The sequence below is a fragment of the Pseudescherichia sp. genome (genome assembly GCF_031998825.1).
In the GTDB taxonomy this organism is placed as follows: Bacteria; Pseudomonadota; Gammaproteobacteria; order Enterobacterales; family Enterobacteriaceae; genus Pseudescherichia.
Genome location: NZ_DAMACX010000012.1, coordinates 37698 through 52172, shown reverse-complemented (window position 1 = coordinate 52172; position 14475 = coordinate 37698). Strand labels below are relative to the sequence as shown.

Sequence of the window (14475 nt, the reverse complement as noted above, 5' to 3'; positions counted from 1 at the left end):
GTTATGGCCGGACAATCAGCGGGCCGCTTGCCGCGCCCGTTGCCCGCCACTGGGGTACGTACATCGACTCGACCTGCGGCATCGGTACCTGATAGCTGCCCGGCGTGACGGCGCGGGCCAGATAGACCAGCGTGACCGGCTGGCCCTCGTTTATCGCTACCGCCGCCACAAAGCGATCGTCGCGGAACTCCATATGCTGGATATCCGCCTGTTGCATCTGGTTAAGCAGGTTCTGCACCTCGCTGGCGCTCTCCTGCAGGCTGGCGCTACTGCTGGCCAGGTTCTGGTTCTCCAGCTCCAGCCCGGCGGGCAGCAGATCGACCACCAGCGCATCCGGTACGTTCTGGCTGGCCTTCATCTCCAGCCAGACCAGCACCAGCTCGCCGCTTTTCAGCTCTGAAAGTGATTTGCTCTTACCGTCAGTGCCGAGGATCTGCCGTTCGATCTGCAATACGTTTGATGACGGGGCTGGCGCGTACTGCGCGTAGCCGCTGGTATCGAGACGCAGCCAGAGCGGCGCGCTGCCGCTATTGGTTACCTGCAGTGCCGCGAGCGTATCCGCCGCCAGCGGCAGCGTCCGGGCGCGATCGCCGCTTAGCGCCTCTCCAGCAAGCGAGGTCTGTGCCTGCCAGCTGCCAGGACTTGCCGCCAGCGTTCTGCCCGCCAGGAAGAGCGCGTTGCTCTCCTGGGTAGAGAGCCAGCGCTGGCCGAACGCCTGTGCGGAGAGCGTGTGCAGCAGACGGCTTTGCTCATTTGGCAGCAGGTTGTTCTCCTGTAACAGGGAGAGCATCAGGGCGTTATCACGGAGAGCGCTGCCGTAGTCTGCCAGCCAGCGGGTATCGTCCTGACGCGGCGTTTTTAACCCCAGCGCCAGGGCCTGATCGCCTCGCTCACCGTCGCCCATTAGCTTCAGGGCAATACCCAGCTGCACCAGAGGTAGCCCTGCCGCCGCCTGGCTATGGCGCTGCCAGATCTCACGCAGCGCCCCCAGCGGTGCCTTCTGCTGCTGGGCCAGCACCAGCCCGGCGTAGGCCTGCACGGCAAACTTACTTGCCTGGCCGTCGTCGCTGTAGCGGATCGCCATCATGCCCGGGTCCTGCAGGTAGCGCAGGAGACGGTTGTTGGCCTGGGTTAGCGCCTCGGCGGGCACGCTATAGCCCTGCTGCCCGGCGCGTACCAGGAAGTCGGTAACATAGGCGGTGAGCCAGTACTCTTCCGGCCCGCCCTTATCCCAGAGCGCAAACCCACCGTCATCGCGCTGCATCTGCAGGAGGCGAGAGATGCCCGTCTCTACCGCGGCGCGGCGCTTCTCATCGCTGTCACCGGCAATGCCCAGCGCCTTAAGCTGCGCGGCGTTGGTATAGAGCGATGGGAAGAGCCCGCTGGCGGTCTGCTCCAGGCAGCCATAAGGATAGGCCTTCAGCTCGCGGATATAGCGCGCCAGGTTCAGCGGCGGCTTCCCGCTCAGCAACAGCTGTCCCTGCAGCGTGGCAGGGGCAAACTCTGCTACCAGATCGGCAGGCGCGGTCCAGCTCTGGCCTGGGGTCAGCATTGTTCCGGTGCTGACCGTCTGTGCAGGCCAGGCGGGGCGCACGCCGATCTTCCACTGCTTGTGCTGCGGAGCAAAGGTTTCGTTGGGCAGGGTCAGGCCGCTAATCTGAGCGCTGATTTCGCCATCACCAAAACCCTCTTTGGCAGCGATCGGTATGAAAATGGTGGTCCGTGCCTGAGGGGCGAGGCTTACCGGAGCGGGCTGCTGGCTTTGCAGCTCCACCAGACCGCTGGCGGTGAGCGCGACGTTTAGCGTCTGCGGGCTGTCGGTCAGGTTAGTGATATCCAGCGCCAGCCGGGTGCTGTCTCCGCTGGCAAGGAAGCGCGGCGTATTCAGCTCGGCAATCAGCGGTGCGGCGACCACAACTTTGCTTTCAGCGCTGCCAAACTCATCCTCGCTCCAGGCCTGGGCCATCACTCGCAGCTCGCCGTTGAAATCACCGATCGGCAGGGTCACCGTGCCTTCGCCATGCTCATCCAGCGTCACCGGCTGCGCCTGCTGGGCGATGATATTGACGTGGTTAACCGGCGGCTTACCGCCCCGGTTCAGCTCGTCGCCGTCGCCGCCAAAGCGCAGCGTGGCCGCCCGGCCCTGGCCCTCAATTACCTGGCCGTAGATATCATAGATATCTGCCCCGTAACGCTTCTGACCAAAGAAGGACTTCCACGGATCCGGCGTCACGTAGTCGGTAATATTGAGCACGCCGCTGTCTACCGCCGAGAGCAGCACGTTCACTTTTTTCGGCATCTCGCCCGCGTTAACGCTGGCCTTGACCTTGACGGTCAGCGTCTGGTCAGGGCGCATCTTCTGTGGACCGTCGAGGGTGACCGCCAGACGGCGGCCTTCATCGCCAAGCGGCAGGTGCAGCAGGCCAACCGCGCGCTTCGGCGTCGCGGCGCGGGACTTATCGCCAGGACGCACCACCAGCGTGCTGAGGTAGAGATCGTGGCGCTGCCAGGCTTTATCCACCGGGATAGCCAGATCCAGCCCCTCGGCCGGGACGTTGATCTCCTGCCACCACAGGGGACCATCGCTGGACTCTACCATCGCATAGCCTTTACCGGCGGCAGGAGCGGCGATATGCAGCTGGATGGTATCGCCCGGCTGGTAGGCAGGCTTGTCGAGCTTGAGGGTGACGCGGTCAGGACGTGCCGCGCTGCCCCCTTCGTTGTTATCCTGCCAGCTGTAGCCCGCCCAGAAGCGCACGCTGCTGACGGTCTCATCCGGCGCTTTCACCTCAAGACGGTAGGCGCCCCACTCCACCGGGAAGCTAACCTTGCCGGTCTCATCCGCCGCCAGGTTGAGAGACTGCTCGCCCTCGACCAGATCCTTTTGATCGAACTGGGACTGCCAGCCGTCGCTCTCGGACCAGTTCCAGTAGTAGTCGCGACGCTCGCGGATCAGCCGCACCTGCAAATCGTTCACCGCCTTTTTCACGCCGTTGGCATCAACGTAAACAATGTCAAACCCGGCCTGGCTGTTCTCATCCACGGTGGGACGGTCAACGGTGGTATCGGTGCGGTAGTCGTAGACCGATTTAGCGGCAAACTGCGGACGGATGCCAGGCAGCGCGGCGGCAGGCCAGATAGCCTGCTCGGCGCGACGGGTCACCGGACGGCCGCCGGACTCCAGCAGGCTGGCCTGGAGGATCAGCTGCAACGGCGAATGCGCCTCCTGCCACTGGCTTTCGGTGGTCACTTCCCCGTGCCCTTTGTCGTCCAGGGTAACCTGGACCTCATCGAGGCTGCGGGAGAGATTCTCCTCAGCGATATTGCCGAACTGAAAGCCCGGCAGCGCGGCAACGGCCTCACGCAGCGGACGCAGAAACAGCTGCCCCTGTAACGTGTTGCCATTGGCGGGCGCGCCGTAGAGGTAGCGACCCGTGACGTCGAAGCTGACGCTGTCGGCCATCGCCAGCGGCGCTTTTTGTGCGGTGAGGTTGAGCGCCATGCGCTCAGGCATAAAGTCTTCCACCTGGAAGCGCCACTGTGGCGTCTGATTATCGCCGGTATTGGCGCGAACATGCCACATGCCGGTTGGCGCAGCGGCGTCCAGTGAGTAAGTAAACTGGTAGAGGCCATCCTCCTGCGGCTGGCTGACCACCGTGCGCACTACCTGGCCGTCCGGCTTCACCACCTCCAGCTTCACCGGCTGAGCGGGGAGCGGTTTGCCGTCCCGATCGCGCAGCAGGGCGTTGAGGATCACCGTTTCGCCGGGGCGATAGAGATCGCGCGGGCCAAACATGAACAGCTGCTTGCTGTAGCCCGGCTCTCCTGCGATGGCAAACTCGGCCAGATCCAGCGCTGGCAGGGTTAAATCAAGCAGCGTGGTTTCGCCATCCTTGCGCGCCAGCAGCAGAGCCGCCTCTTTGTCGGTGTCCAGCACCGCGTGGCCTTTAGCATCGCTGGTGGCCTGGGCCAGGGTCTGCCCCTTCTCATTGAGCAGGGTGACCTCAACGCCCTCACCCGCCGCGCCGTTCTCCAGGCCCTGGGTAAAGACATCCAGCTGATTGTGGTAGCGATGCACCGACAGGCCGATATTGCTCAGGGTAAACAGCGTGGCGGCGTTGCTGTAGCTGTAGTGCCCGGCCTGGTTCATGACGGCGATATAGACCCCCGCCTGCTGAAGCGGTTTAATCTCGGCCAGCGGCAGGAGCAGCTTTTCGCGGGTATTGCGCGCCGGGTTAAGATCGAAACGCCCGGTATAGACCAGATCCGCCATCTTCAGCAGCGTATCGGACTCCCAGTTCGTCAGCGAGTTGCGGTACTCCCACTGGCTGACAAAGGCCGTCAGCGACTCGGGCTTCACGCGGTAGAAGTTAACGTCGACGTTATTGACGTTGAGCGCCATCACTGGCAGCCCCTCTACTACCTTGCCCGGCAGCAACGATCCTCGACTGGCAAAGCCGACGCTCGGCTCCACGTCGCGGGTGGTGATGGTTTTTTCAAAGCTGCTGCCGAAGGTGGCCTTGTTGAGTGCCAACAGCCCGCTATCAACGGAGACAATCAGCTCCCGGTTCGGCTCCAGGTGACGAAAGCGCAGCTCTTTCAGGTTCGGCGCCAGCTCCCAGGCTCCGTCCAGCTTGCCGCTCTTCTTATCGACAAGGTGTACCGTCCGGGAGAAGTCCTGATCGGGATCGAGAGGAATATTAAAGGCAAGCACCAGCGTAGCCGCGCCATCCAGCTGGACCTCTGAGGCATCCTGCAGGGTCAGGGATTTGCCTGCGCTCTGGGCGGCGAGCTTCTCCCGCTGGGCGCTATCGACTTTAGCGACCGGCTGCGGGTCAGCTTCCGTGGCTTTGGTGACCGCCGCCTGGGGCGCGCCGCTGTTATCACAACCCGCTAAAAAAGAGGCGGCTACCAGCGCCATCGCAAGCGCAGTAAAACGTAACGGTTTCATTCCTTTATCCCTGCCGTTGTTCGAGAGTCAGCCCTATTATGCGCCAGTTTTTGTACAAGCAAAAAGAGAATGCAAACTCTGGAAAGCGGCTCGCAATCTTTGCCTGCTGGCAGGCCCGACTGTTACATCGATCACACCCCATAACGTTACATGTTACGTTAGCCGTCATTTGTTTTTAAAACAAGAAGATAGCTGGCATGAAACCGCTTAGCGCTGCTAACGTTACTCTGTTATCGCACCTCCGTGCGCGGTTCATAATGAGAGAAGACGATGAAAAGAGCCGTTAATGCCCTACAAAATTTTGGTAAGTCCCTCTACGGTCCGGTGCTGATTTTACCCATCGTCGGCCTGTTCATTGCCTTTGGTAATCTGTTGGGCAACGGTAACCTGGCGGAGTACCTGCCCTTCCTCGGCTACCCCTTTATCCAGAGCCTCGGCCAGCTGATGGCCAAATCGGCGGTGTCGGTGCTGGTGAACCTGGCGCTGGTTTTCGCCGTGGGTATTCCTGTGGGTCTGGCCGCCCGTGACAAGGGCTACGCGGCGCTAATCGGTCTCGTCACTTTTGTGGTCTTTATCAACGCCATGAACGTTACCCTGAGCCTACAGGGCGAGCTGGCGGCGGCGGATCAGATGAAAGCTGCCGGACAGAGCATGGTGCTGGGGGTCCAGGTGCTGGAGATGGGCGTCTTTGCCGGTATCCTCACCGGTGCGCTCTCAGGCTACCTCTATAACAAATACTCCGGAGTGCAGTTCTCCGGCGCGATGGCGGTCTACTCCGGCCACTGCTTCGTGGCAATCATCATGCTGCCGGTCTCGATGCTGCTCGGCGTGATTATGAGCGAGCTGTGGCCCTTTGCCCAGCAGGGCATCAGCGCGGCGGCGCTGGCGATTAAGGGCGCGGGACCGTTTGGCGTGGCGGTGTACGGTTTTCTGGAGCGCATCCTGGTCCCCACCGGCCTGCATCACCTGGTCTACACCCCGTTCCTCTATACCGAACTGGGGGGCACGGCGGACGTCTGCGGCCAGACCTACCAGGGCGCGCGCAATATCTACTTTGCCGAGATGGCCTGCCCCTCCGTGCACCAGCTGAGCAGCACCGTGGTGTGGGACGCGCGCGGCATTAGCAAGATGTTTGGCCTGCCCGCCGCCGCGCTGGCGATGTACATGACCGCCAAACCCGAGCGCAAAGCAGCGGCCAAGGCAATTCTGATCCCGGCGGCGCTGACCTCTCTGCTGGTGGGCGTCACCGAGCCGATTGAGTTCTCATTCCTCTTTGTCGCCCCGCTGCTGTTCGTGGTTCACGCGGTGCTGACCGGTATCGGCATGATGCTCTTCTACCTGCTTGGGGTCCACGCCATCGGTGCGAACGGCATTATTGATTTCATCGTCTATAACCTGCCGCTCGGCACCGAAAAATCCAACTGGCCGATGTATATCGTGGTCGGCCTGATTATGTTCACCCTCTACTTTGTCATCTTCCGCTTCCTGATCCTGCGCTTCAACATGAAGACGCCGGGCCGGGAGGATGAAGACCAGGAGACCCGCCTCTACAGCAAGCAGGAGTATCAGGCGAAAGGGACCAACGACGGCCTGGGCGAGGCGATCGTTGCCGGGCTGGGCGGGCGCGACAACGTTGAGGTGGTAGATAACTGCTATACCCGCCTGCGCGTAACGGTGAAAGACGTGGCGATTATCGACGAGCCACGCCTGAAAGCCACCGGCGCGAAGGGGGTGATCAAACAAGGCAATAACGTTCAGGTGGTCTACGGGCTGCACGTCAAAAAAATGCGAGAGGCCGTTGAGGCGTTTCTTTGAAGGAGGCACACATGCTTACCCCCCCATTTATCCTGTCCATCGCCGGCGGCGGCAGTACCTATACGCCGGGCATCGTCAAAAGCCTGATGGTGCGGCTGGAGGATTTCCCGCTGGCGGAGATCCGCCTCTATGATATCGACGAGGCACGCCAGCGCACCCTCGCCCCGGTGGTGGAGAAGGTGATCCGCGACCATAGCGACACGATTAAATTTACCGTCACCAGCGACGCCGAGACCGCCTTCAGCGGGGCGCACTTTATCTTCGCCCAGATGCGCGTCGGCCAGTACAAAATGCGCGAGCAGGATGAGAAGATCCCCCTGCGTCACGGCGTGGTGGGTCAGGAGACCTGCGGGCCGGGCGGCCTGGCCTATGGCCTGCGAACTATTCTGCCGATGGTTGAGCTTATCGATCTGGTGGAGCAGTACGCGGATAAAAAAGCATGGATTGTGAACTACTCTAACCCGGCGGCGATCGTGGCCGAGGGGGTACGCCGTCTGCGTCCTAACGCCCGGGTGCTTAATATCTGCGATATGCCGGTGGCGGCAATGCGTAACATCGGAGCCATTCTGGGGGTCGATCGCCATAAACTTCAAGTGGACTACTTTGGCCTGAACCACTTCGGCTGGTTTACCCGCATCCTGGTGGACGGCGAGGATCGCCTGCCCGAGGTGCGCCGTCACGTGGCGCAGTTTGGCCTGCTGACGGAGGACGCCTCTAAGACCGATCCGCAACACGCCGATCCCTCCTGGGTGAAGACCTGGCGTAACATCAAGCCGATTATGGATCACTTCCCGGAGTATCTGCCGAACCCCTATCTGCAGTACTACCTGATGCCGAACCAGATTGTGGAGCATCAGGATCCGCACCTGACCCGCGCTAACGAGGTGATGAACGGCCGCGAGAAGAAGCTATTCGCCGCCGCCGAAGAGTACCAGCGCACCGGGATCCTGCCGGATGCCTTCCATGTTGGGGTTCATGGGGCATTTATCGTCGACGTTGCCTGCTCGCTGGCCTTCGACCTGCGCCAGCGCCATCTGGTGATTGTCGAGAACAAAGGCGCCATCGCTAACCTGCCCTATGATGCCATGGTGGAGGTGCCGGCCTACATTACCGCCAACGGACCGGAGCCGGTGCGCATGGGGGCCGTGCCGCTGTTTCACCAGACCCTGCTGATGCAGCAGCTGGCCTCTGAACAGCTGCTGGTGGAGGCAACCATCGAGGGCAGCTATGAGAAAGCCCTCCAGGCCTTCACGCTGAACCGCACCGTGCCGACGATGCAGCATGCGAAGGCGATCCTCGACGATATGATCGAGGCTAACCGCGACTACTGGCCGCAGCTGCAAAAAGCCTGGCAGGACGGAGAATCCGTTTAAATTTCTGAAGCCTGCTCGCGGCGTTGAGAGGGTAAACTTGTCGGTGTGAGAAAAAACACCGACAATCCTTTAGTCAATACATTAAAGGAGGCCCACCTGCTATGACTACCTCATTCTTCGTTGCTGCCGACTGGCTGATTGAGCACGGCGACTCCCCGGACGTACAGATTATTGATGCGCGCATGGCTCCCCCAGGGCAAGAGCACCGTGATATGCGCGGCGAGTACCGCGCCGGGCATCTTCCGGGCGCGGTCTTTTTTGATATCGAGGCTCTCTCCGACCATACCTCTCCCTTGCCCCACATGATGCCGCGCCCGGAAGCCTTCGCCGTGGCCATGCGCGAGCTGGGGGTCGGCAGCGATAAGCATTTGGTTATCTACGACGAAGGGGACCTTTTCTCTGCCCCCCGTGCGTGGTGGATGCTCAAAGCCTTTGGCGTGGAGCAGGTATCGATTCTGGCGGGCGGCCTGGCTGGCTGGCAGCGCGATGAGCTGCCGCTCCAGCAGGGGGATGTAACGCTGCCCGAAGCTGAATTTGACGCTCACTTTGATGCCGATCGCGTGAAGCGTCTCACCGACGTGCTGCTGATTAGCCATGAGAAAACTGCCCAGCTGGTGGATGCTCGCCCCGCCCCGCGCTTCAACGCCGAAGCGGATGAGCCGCGTCCGGGGCTGAGACGTGGGCATATTCCCGGGGCGCTGAACGTGCCGTGGGGCGATCTGGTGTTTGAGGGTGAGCTGAAGACCACCGACGAGCTGAGCGCTGTTTTTGCCCGTCAGGGTGTCGATCTCAATAAGCCGATCGTGGTGAGCTGTGGCTCCGGAGTGACCGCTGCTGTGGTGGCGCTGGCGCTGGAGACGCTGGGCGTTGAGGGCGTTACGCTGTACGACGGCTCATGGAGTGAATGGGGCGCGCGGGACGATCTGCCCGTTGAACCCTCCTGAGCATGGACAACCGCCTTGCGCCGCTGCTGTCGCGCGGCGAGTCGCTGACCCGCGCAGAGTACCGAGTGCTGGCTCATTTGACCGCCCACCCGCTGCTGGTGGGCAACATTACGGTGCGCGAGCTGGCGCAGGAGACCTTTGTCTCTACCGCCACCATCATGCGCCTGTGCCAGAAGCTGGGCTTCAGCGGCTACAGCGAGCTGATCTGGCACTGTAAACAGCTGCTTGCCGATACGCCGCATATCGCGGTGCCAGCGGGTGAAACCGCCGATCTCTCGCTGCGGTTTAACCAGTTTATCGCTAACTATCAGCAGACCTTTCGCTGGGCGACAGAGGAGAAGCGCCGCTACTTCGCCACCCTGCTGCGTGAGAAAGAGAGCTTTTTTCTCTACGGGGCGGGCTTCTCCTATCTCTTTGCAGAGTATCTCACCAAGAAGTTACAGGTGCTGGGCAAGACGGCATTTATCTCCGGGCCGGGGGACAGCCGTAATATTTTCCTCAGCAACGCCGCTCGCTATGAGGTGTTTATTGCCGTCTCCCGCAGCGGTGAGACGGAACAGGTGCTGGATAAAGCGCGGATCGCCAAAAACGTCGGCATGACCATCGTAGCTTTTACCCGTGCCTCGGCGAATACCCTGGCGGGAATGGCGGATCTCCATTTCGGACTGTATGACGAGGCGGTGCATTTTGCCGCCGAAGCCGCAGGGGTGACCTCGTTCGAGTCGAACCTGGTGCTGCTGATGGATCTGCTGCTGCTGGAGGCAACGGGGTGAACGCTCACCCCGTCAGAGGGACTAGATGATGCGCTGCTTAAAGTCGCGCAGGAAGCTGCCCCAGCGCCGCTCGTAGAAGGGCGTGATGTGCGCCAGCATAAAGTGGCTGATCCCCTTCTCGCCTTCGGCAACCAGGCAGATGTCGACAGGCTCATCACCGGGTAACGTGTCGGTGGCAACGCTGCCGGTCGACTGGATAATGGCGTCGATATCGCTGTCGGCCTCGACTTCAATGCCGATCAGCAGGTTAGACTGAGCGTCAGCCTCCTCTTTGATAGAGCAGAGAAACGCCCGCTTGACCGTTTTCATGGTCTTAAATAGCGTCGTCAGGGAGTCGATCATCTGCGCAGGCGGCTCGGCCACCTCAGAAAGCAGCAGCGTGCTGCCGCCCTCTAATATCTCCTGCTGGCTGAGGGGGCTGCCCTCCTCTTTACCTACCAGGTGGGCGATCTCACGCGGCGTAAACTCTTTGCCCGTCGGCAGCTTCGCATTGAGGAACAGCGTCTCGCCGAGGGTCATCTCAAACAGGGTGCGCACCGGCATCACCACGAACGCCTGCTCATCCTCAACCACCTGCTGCAACGCTTCAAGGGAGGTGAAGAACGGGATCACCGAGGTGCCGTCGTCTTTCTCCCAGTGCTGGATATCCAGCGCGCTATCCTCAACCACCGTCTGGCCCTCGGCCGCCGTGCCGGGAACCCAGACGGTAGCGGCCATCAGCGCGCGGAAGAACGCAGGACGGTGACCAGGTTCGGTCGCCGCCTGCTCAAGCAGGGTCTCTAATTCGTTTTTCGATTCAGACATAGACTCACAACTTCGTAAATTGCCGGGTGGCGCTACGCTTACCCGGCCTACGTTATTTATTCCGCCGTTAATAAATGGGCGATGGTACGCACGCCAAGACCAGTTGCACCAGCAGCCCACTGATCCACCGCCGCTTTGCGGTAGGTGGCGGAGCAGTCGATATGCAGCCAGCCTTCACGGTAGTTCTCCACAAAGTGGGAGAGGAAACCAGCGGCGGTGCTGGCTCCCGCCGGGAAGGCGGCGCTGGCGGTGTTGTTCAGCTCGGCAAAATTAGACGGCAGCTGGCTGCGGTGGAATTCTGCCAGCGGCAGACGCCAGAACGGCTCGTTCTCCACGCTGGCGCTGGCCAGCAGGCGGTTTGCCAGCTTGTCGTCAAAGCTCAGCAGCGCATGGTAGTCGTTACCCAGGGCGGTTTTCGCCGCGCCGGTCAGCGTTGCCGCGTCGATGATAAGCGTCGGAGACTGCTTCACCGCGTCGATCAGGCCATCGGCCAGCACCAGGCGGCCTTCGGCATCGGTGTTCATGACCTCAACGGTTTTGCCGTTACGGTAGCGAATGATGTCGCCAAGCTTGAAGGCGTTGCCGCTGATGAGGTTGTCCGCGCAGCAGAGGTAGAGCTTCACGCGCTTGTTCAGGCCGCGGGTGATGGCAAACGCCAGCGCGCCGGTGACCAGCGCTGCGCCGCCCATATCGGACTTCATGGAGTCCATAAAGGCGGTCTGCTTGATGCTGTAGCCGCCGGAGTCAAAGGTGACGCCTTTGCCGACCAGGCAGGCATAGACCGGGGCGTTTTTATCGCCGGTGGGGTTGTAGTCCAGCGCCAGAAGAACCGGAGTACGCTCGGAGCCACGGCCAACGGTGTAGATCCCCATGTAGTTCTGCTCGCGCAGATCTTCACCTTTGGTGATGCGGTAGGAGACGTTTTCCCCCGCCACGCCGCTCAGTAGATCGACTGCGCGCTGGGCCAGCTGCTCCGGTCCCAGCTCCTCAGGGGAGGCGTTAATGGTGTCGCGCACCCAGTCGATAACGTTGCGGCGGCTCTCCAGCTCTTTCTGCTGGGCTTCATCCAGGGTCGGCCACTCAATTTTACGGCTGCCTTTTGGCCCTTTATAGCCCTGCCAGAATGCCCAGCAGCGATCGACGTCCCAGCCCTCGCCTGCCAGCTGAACGTGCTTGATGCCCATGCCGTCGATCTTACGCGCCGCGCGCTGGATCAGGCCCAGCTCGTCCGCACCGGTAAGGTGCAGCGCAACGCCGTCGCTATTGATGCTGTAAGCGGCTTTCTCGCCCCAGCGCGCATCGGCGGGCTGAGTCGTCAGGGTGATTTTCATGGCTTCAGTTGTCATTATTCTGTCCTTATGATCAAGCCTGCGATGTGAAAACGGGCTACCCGAAGGCAGCCCGCTGTGCATTATGACGCTTCGTCTAACCAGACTAACAGAATCGCTTCCAGAATTTTTTCATTGGATGCGTTTGGTTCGTCATCAAAGTCTTCCAGCTCACAAATCCACTGGTGCATATCGGTAAAGCGCACGGTTTTCGGATCGAGATCCGGATAGGTGTCATACAGCGCCTCGCCGATTTCACGGCTGTCACTCCACTTCAGGCCCATATCAATGCTCCCGCGCGTGGTTAATAGTATAACGCGGCATCTCGACGACCAGATCTTCGTCGGTGACGCGAGCCTGACAGCTCAGACGGCTCTCCGGCTCCAGACCCCAGGCTTTATCCAGCATGTCGTCTTCGTCTTCGGTGCTCTCCGCCAGCGAGTCAAAGCCTTCACGCACGACGCAGTGGCAGGTGGTGCAGGCGCAGGATTTTTCGCAGGCGTGTTCAATCTCAATGCCGTTACGCAGGGCAACGTCAAGAATGGTCTCGCCGACATTCGCTTCCAGAACAGCGCCATCCGGACAGAGATCCTGATGGGGCAAAAATACAATCTTTGGCATATTAAACCTCGTCCACGGAGTGGCCCTTCAGCGCTTTACGAACCGACTGGTCCATGCGGCGTGCGGCAAACTCCTGGGTTTGTTTGTCTATATTTTTAATGGCTTGCTCAATGGCGTCAGCGTCATCGCCCTCGGCGGCTACACGCACACGTGCAGCGGCCTCGTCAATAACCTGACGTTCAGCGTCGCTTAACAGCGCGGCATCGCTGCCGAGCGCGCTTTGCAGACTTTCCAGCACGCGCGCGGCCTCCACTTTCTGCTCCGCCAGCATTCGCGCTTTCACGTCCTCGCCAGCAAAGCTCATGGAATCCTGGATCATGGTGGCGATTTCGCCGTCGGTCAGCCCGTAGGAGGGCTTGACCTGAATTGAAGCGGCCACGCCGGTGGATTTCTCCATCGCAGTGACGCTCAGCAGGCCGTCGGCGTCCACCTGGAAGGTGACGCGAATGTGCGCCCCGCCAGCAGGCAGCGCCGGGATGCCGCGCAGGGTAAAGCGACCCAGCGAGCGGCAGTCGGCAACCAGTTCGCGCTCGCCCTGCATCACATGGATGGACATGGCGGTCTGGCCGTCTTTAAAGGTGGTGAACTCCTGGGCGCGCGCCACCGGTATGGTGGTGTTACGCGGGATCACTTTCTCAACCAGCCCGCCCATGGTCTCCAGACCCAGCGACAGCGGGATAACGTCCAGCAGCAGCATTTCGCTGTCCGGCTTGTTGCCGACCAGAATATCGGCCTGAATAGCCGCACCGATGGCAACGACCTTATCCGGATCGATGGTAGTCAGCGGCTGGCGGCCAAAGAACTCGCCAACGCGATCGCGAACCAGCGGCACGCGGGTAGAGCCACCCACCATCACCACTTCCAGCACTTCGTCAGCTTCTACACCTGCGTCTTTCAACGCCCGGCGACAGGAGAGCAACGTGCGTTTGACCAGGGTAGCAATCAGCTCGTTGAACTCGGCGCGGATGATGCTGCCCTGCCAGCCAGCTACGTCAACGTCGACGCTTTCGGCGTCGCTGAGGGCAATTTTTGCCGCGATGGCCGCGTCCAGCAGCTGACGCTGCAGACGTGGATCTTCACGGTCGGTAATGCCAGCCAGCTCGCGAATACGATCCGCCAGCAGGTGATCGAAGTCGTCGCCGCCCAGCGCGGAGTCGCCGCCGGTAGCTAATACTTCAAATACCCCACGGCTTAGGCGCAGGATAGAGATATCAAAGGTGCCGCCGCCAAGGTCGTAGACGGCAATCACGCCCTCTTTGCCGGAGTCGAGACCGTAGGCGATCGCCGCCGCCGTCGGCTCGTTGAGCAGGCGCAGCACGTGCAGGCCCGCCAGTCGTGCAGCGTCTTTGGTGCCCTGACGCTGGGCATCGTCAAAGTAGGCCGGGACGGTGATTACTACGCCGTCCAGTTCGCCCGCCAGCGCTTCAGTGGCGCGAGCGGCCAGTGCCTTGAGGATATCGGCAGAGATGCGCACCGGGTTCAGCAGGCCCGCTTCCGTGGCGATCATCGGCAGGCCGTTTTCGCTCGCCTGCAGCTGATACGGCAGATGCGGGTAGCGCGCCTGGATGTCGGCCAGCGAGCGGCCCATCATGCGTTTAACCGAGCTGATGGTGTTAGCCGGATCGTTAACCGCATTGCTGCGCGCCTCAAAGCCCACCCGGTGGCCGTGCTGCTGATAGTGCACCACGGACGGCAGCAGGTGACGTCCTTCGCTGTCCGGCAGCGTTTCTGCCTGGCCGCTACGCACGGTAGCCACCAGGGAGTGTGTTGTACCCAGATCAATGCCCGCCGCCAGACGACGCTGGTGCGGCGCGGCACTCATGCCCGGCTCACTAATTTGTAATAAGGCCATGTTTGCTTCCGAAA

General features: G+C 61.2%; 10 protein-coding genes. 4 read left to right on the top strand and 6 right to left on the bottom strand.

The annotated features are described in order from the left end of the window. Position 1: 1 nt before the first annotated feature. Positions 2–4951, bottom strand: coding sequence for an alpha-2-macroglobulin (locus tag RTP97_RS08095; protein ID WP_312412485.1), 4950 nt, complete (start codon positions 4949–4951; stop codon positions 2–4). Between the two features lie 270 nt (positions 4952–5221). Between RTP97_RS08095 and RTP97_RS08090 the strand changes: the two genes are divergently transcribed. The 4 genes from RTP97_RS08090 (at position 5222) to RTP97_RS08075 (ending at position 9856) form a co-directional block, all read left to right on the top strand. Continuing rightward, entirely contained in the window at positions 5222–6766 is a 1545-nt protein-coding gene (locus RTP97_RS08090; RefSeq protein ID WP_312412484.1) for a PTS transporter subunit EIIC, read from the top strand. 11 nt (positions 6767–6777) lie between these two features. Continuing rightward, positions 6778–8139: a 6-phospho-alpha-glucosidase gene (locus tag RTP97_RS08085; RefSeq protein ID WP_312412482.1), complete on the top strand. Its 1362-nt coding sequence runs from the start codon at positions 6778–6780 to the stop codon at positions 8137–8139. Positions 8140–8240: 101 nt separating this feature from the next. Further along, on the top strand, positions 8241–9083 hold the full coding sequence (gene sseA / locus RTP97_RS08080; protein ID WP_312412480.1) for a 3-mercaptopyruvate sulfurtransferase: 843 nt from the start codon (positions 8241–8243) through the stop codon (positions 9081–9083). 2 nt (positions 9084–9085) lie between these two features. Further along, positions 9086–9856 (top strand): MurR/RpiR family transcriptional regulator, encoded by a 771-nt coding sequence (locus tag RTP97_RS08075; RefSeq protein ID WP_312412477.1) that lies wholly within the window; start codon positions 9086–9088, stop codon positions 9854–9856. Positions 9857–9877: 21 nt separating this feature from the next. Here the strand turns inward: RTP97_RS08075 and sseB are convergent, their stop codons facing one another. The 5 genes from sseB to hscA form a co-directional block, all read right to left on the bottom strand. Beyond that, on the bottom strand, positions 9878–10660 hold the full coding sequence (gene sseB / locus RTP97_RS08070; protein WP_312412475.1) for an enhanced serine sensitivity protein SseB: 783 nt from the start codon (positions 10658–10660) through the stop codon (positions 9878–9880). 56 nt (positions 10661–10716) lie between these two features. Next, on the bottom strand, positions 10717–12006 hold the full coding sequence (gene pepB, locus RTP97_RS08065) for an aminopeptidase PepB (RefSeq protein WP_312412473.1): 1290 nt from the start codon (positions 12004–12006) through the stop codon (positions 10717–10719). 65 nt (positions 12007–12071) lie between these two features. Continuing rightward, complete coding sequence (gene iscX, locus RTP97_RS08060) at positions 12072–12272, bottom strand: Fe-S cluster assembly protein IscX (RefSeq protein WP_312412470.1); 201 nt, start codon at positions 12270–12272, stop codon at positions 12072–12074. A gap of 1 nt (position 12273) precedes the next feature. Further along, positions 12274–12609: an ISC system 2Fe-2S type ferredoxin gene (gene fdx / locus RTP97_RS08055; protein WP_034459208.1), complete on the bottom strand. Its 336-nt coding sequence runs from the start codon at positions 12607–12609 to the stop codon at positions 12274–12276. Position 12610: 1 nt separating this feature from the next. Beyond that, positions 12611–14461, bottom strand: a complete 1851-nt coding sequence (hscA, locus tag RTP97_RS08050; RefSeq protein ID WP_312412467.1) for a Fe-S protein assembly chaperone HscA — start codon at positions 14459–14461, stop codon at positions 12611–12613. Positions 14462–14475: the final 14 nt, after the last annotated feature.

Coding starts and splice junctions, on each gene's coding strand:
- RTP97_RS08095 (WP_312412485.1), bottom strand. CDS start 4,951: ATGAAACCGTTACGTTTTACTGCGCTTGCGATGGCGCTGGTAGCCGCC.
- RTP97_RS08090 (WP_312412484.1), top strand. CDS start 5,222: ATGAAAAGAGCCGTTAATGCCCTACAAAATTTTGGTAAGTCCCTCTAC.
- RTP97_RS08085 (WP_312412482.1), top strand. CDS start 6,778: ATGCTTACCCCCCCATTTATCCTGTCCATCGCCGGCGGCGGCAGTACC.
- sseA (WP_312412480.1), top strand. CDS start 8,241: ATGACTACCTCATTCTTCGTTGCTGCCGACTGGCTGATTGAGCACGGC.
- RTP97_RS08075 (WP_312412477.1), top strand. CDS start 9,086: ATGGACAACCGCCTTGCGCCGCTGCTGTCGCGCGGCGAGTCGCTGACC.
- sseB (WP_312412475.1), bottom strand. CDS start 10,660: ATGTCTGAATCGAAAAACGAATTAGAGACCCTGCTTGAGCAGGCGGCG.
- pepB (WP_312412473.1), bottom strand. CDS start 12,006: ATGACAACTGAAGCCATGAAAATCACCCTGACGACTCAGCCCGCCGAT.
- iscX (WP_312412470.1), bottom strand. CDS start 12,272: ATGGGCCTGAAGTGGAGTGACAGCCGTGAAATCGGCGAGGCGCTGTAT.
- fdx (WP_034459208.1), bottom strand. CDS start 12,609: ATGCCAAAGATTGTATTTTTGCCCCATCAGGATCTCTGTCCGGATGGC.
- hscA (WP_312412467.1), bottom strand. CDS start 14,461: ATGGCCTTATTACAAATTAGTGAGCCGGGCATGAGTGCCGCGCCGCAC.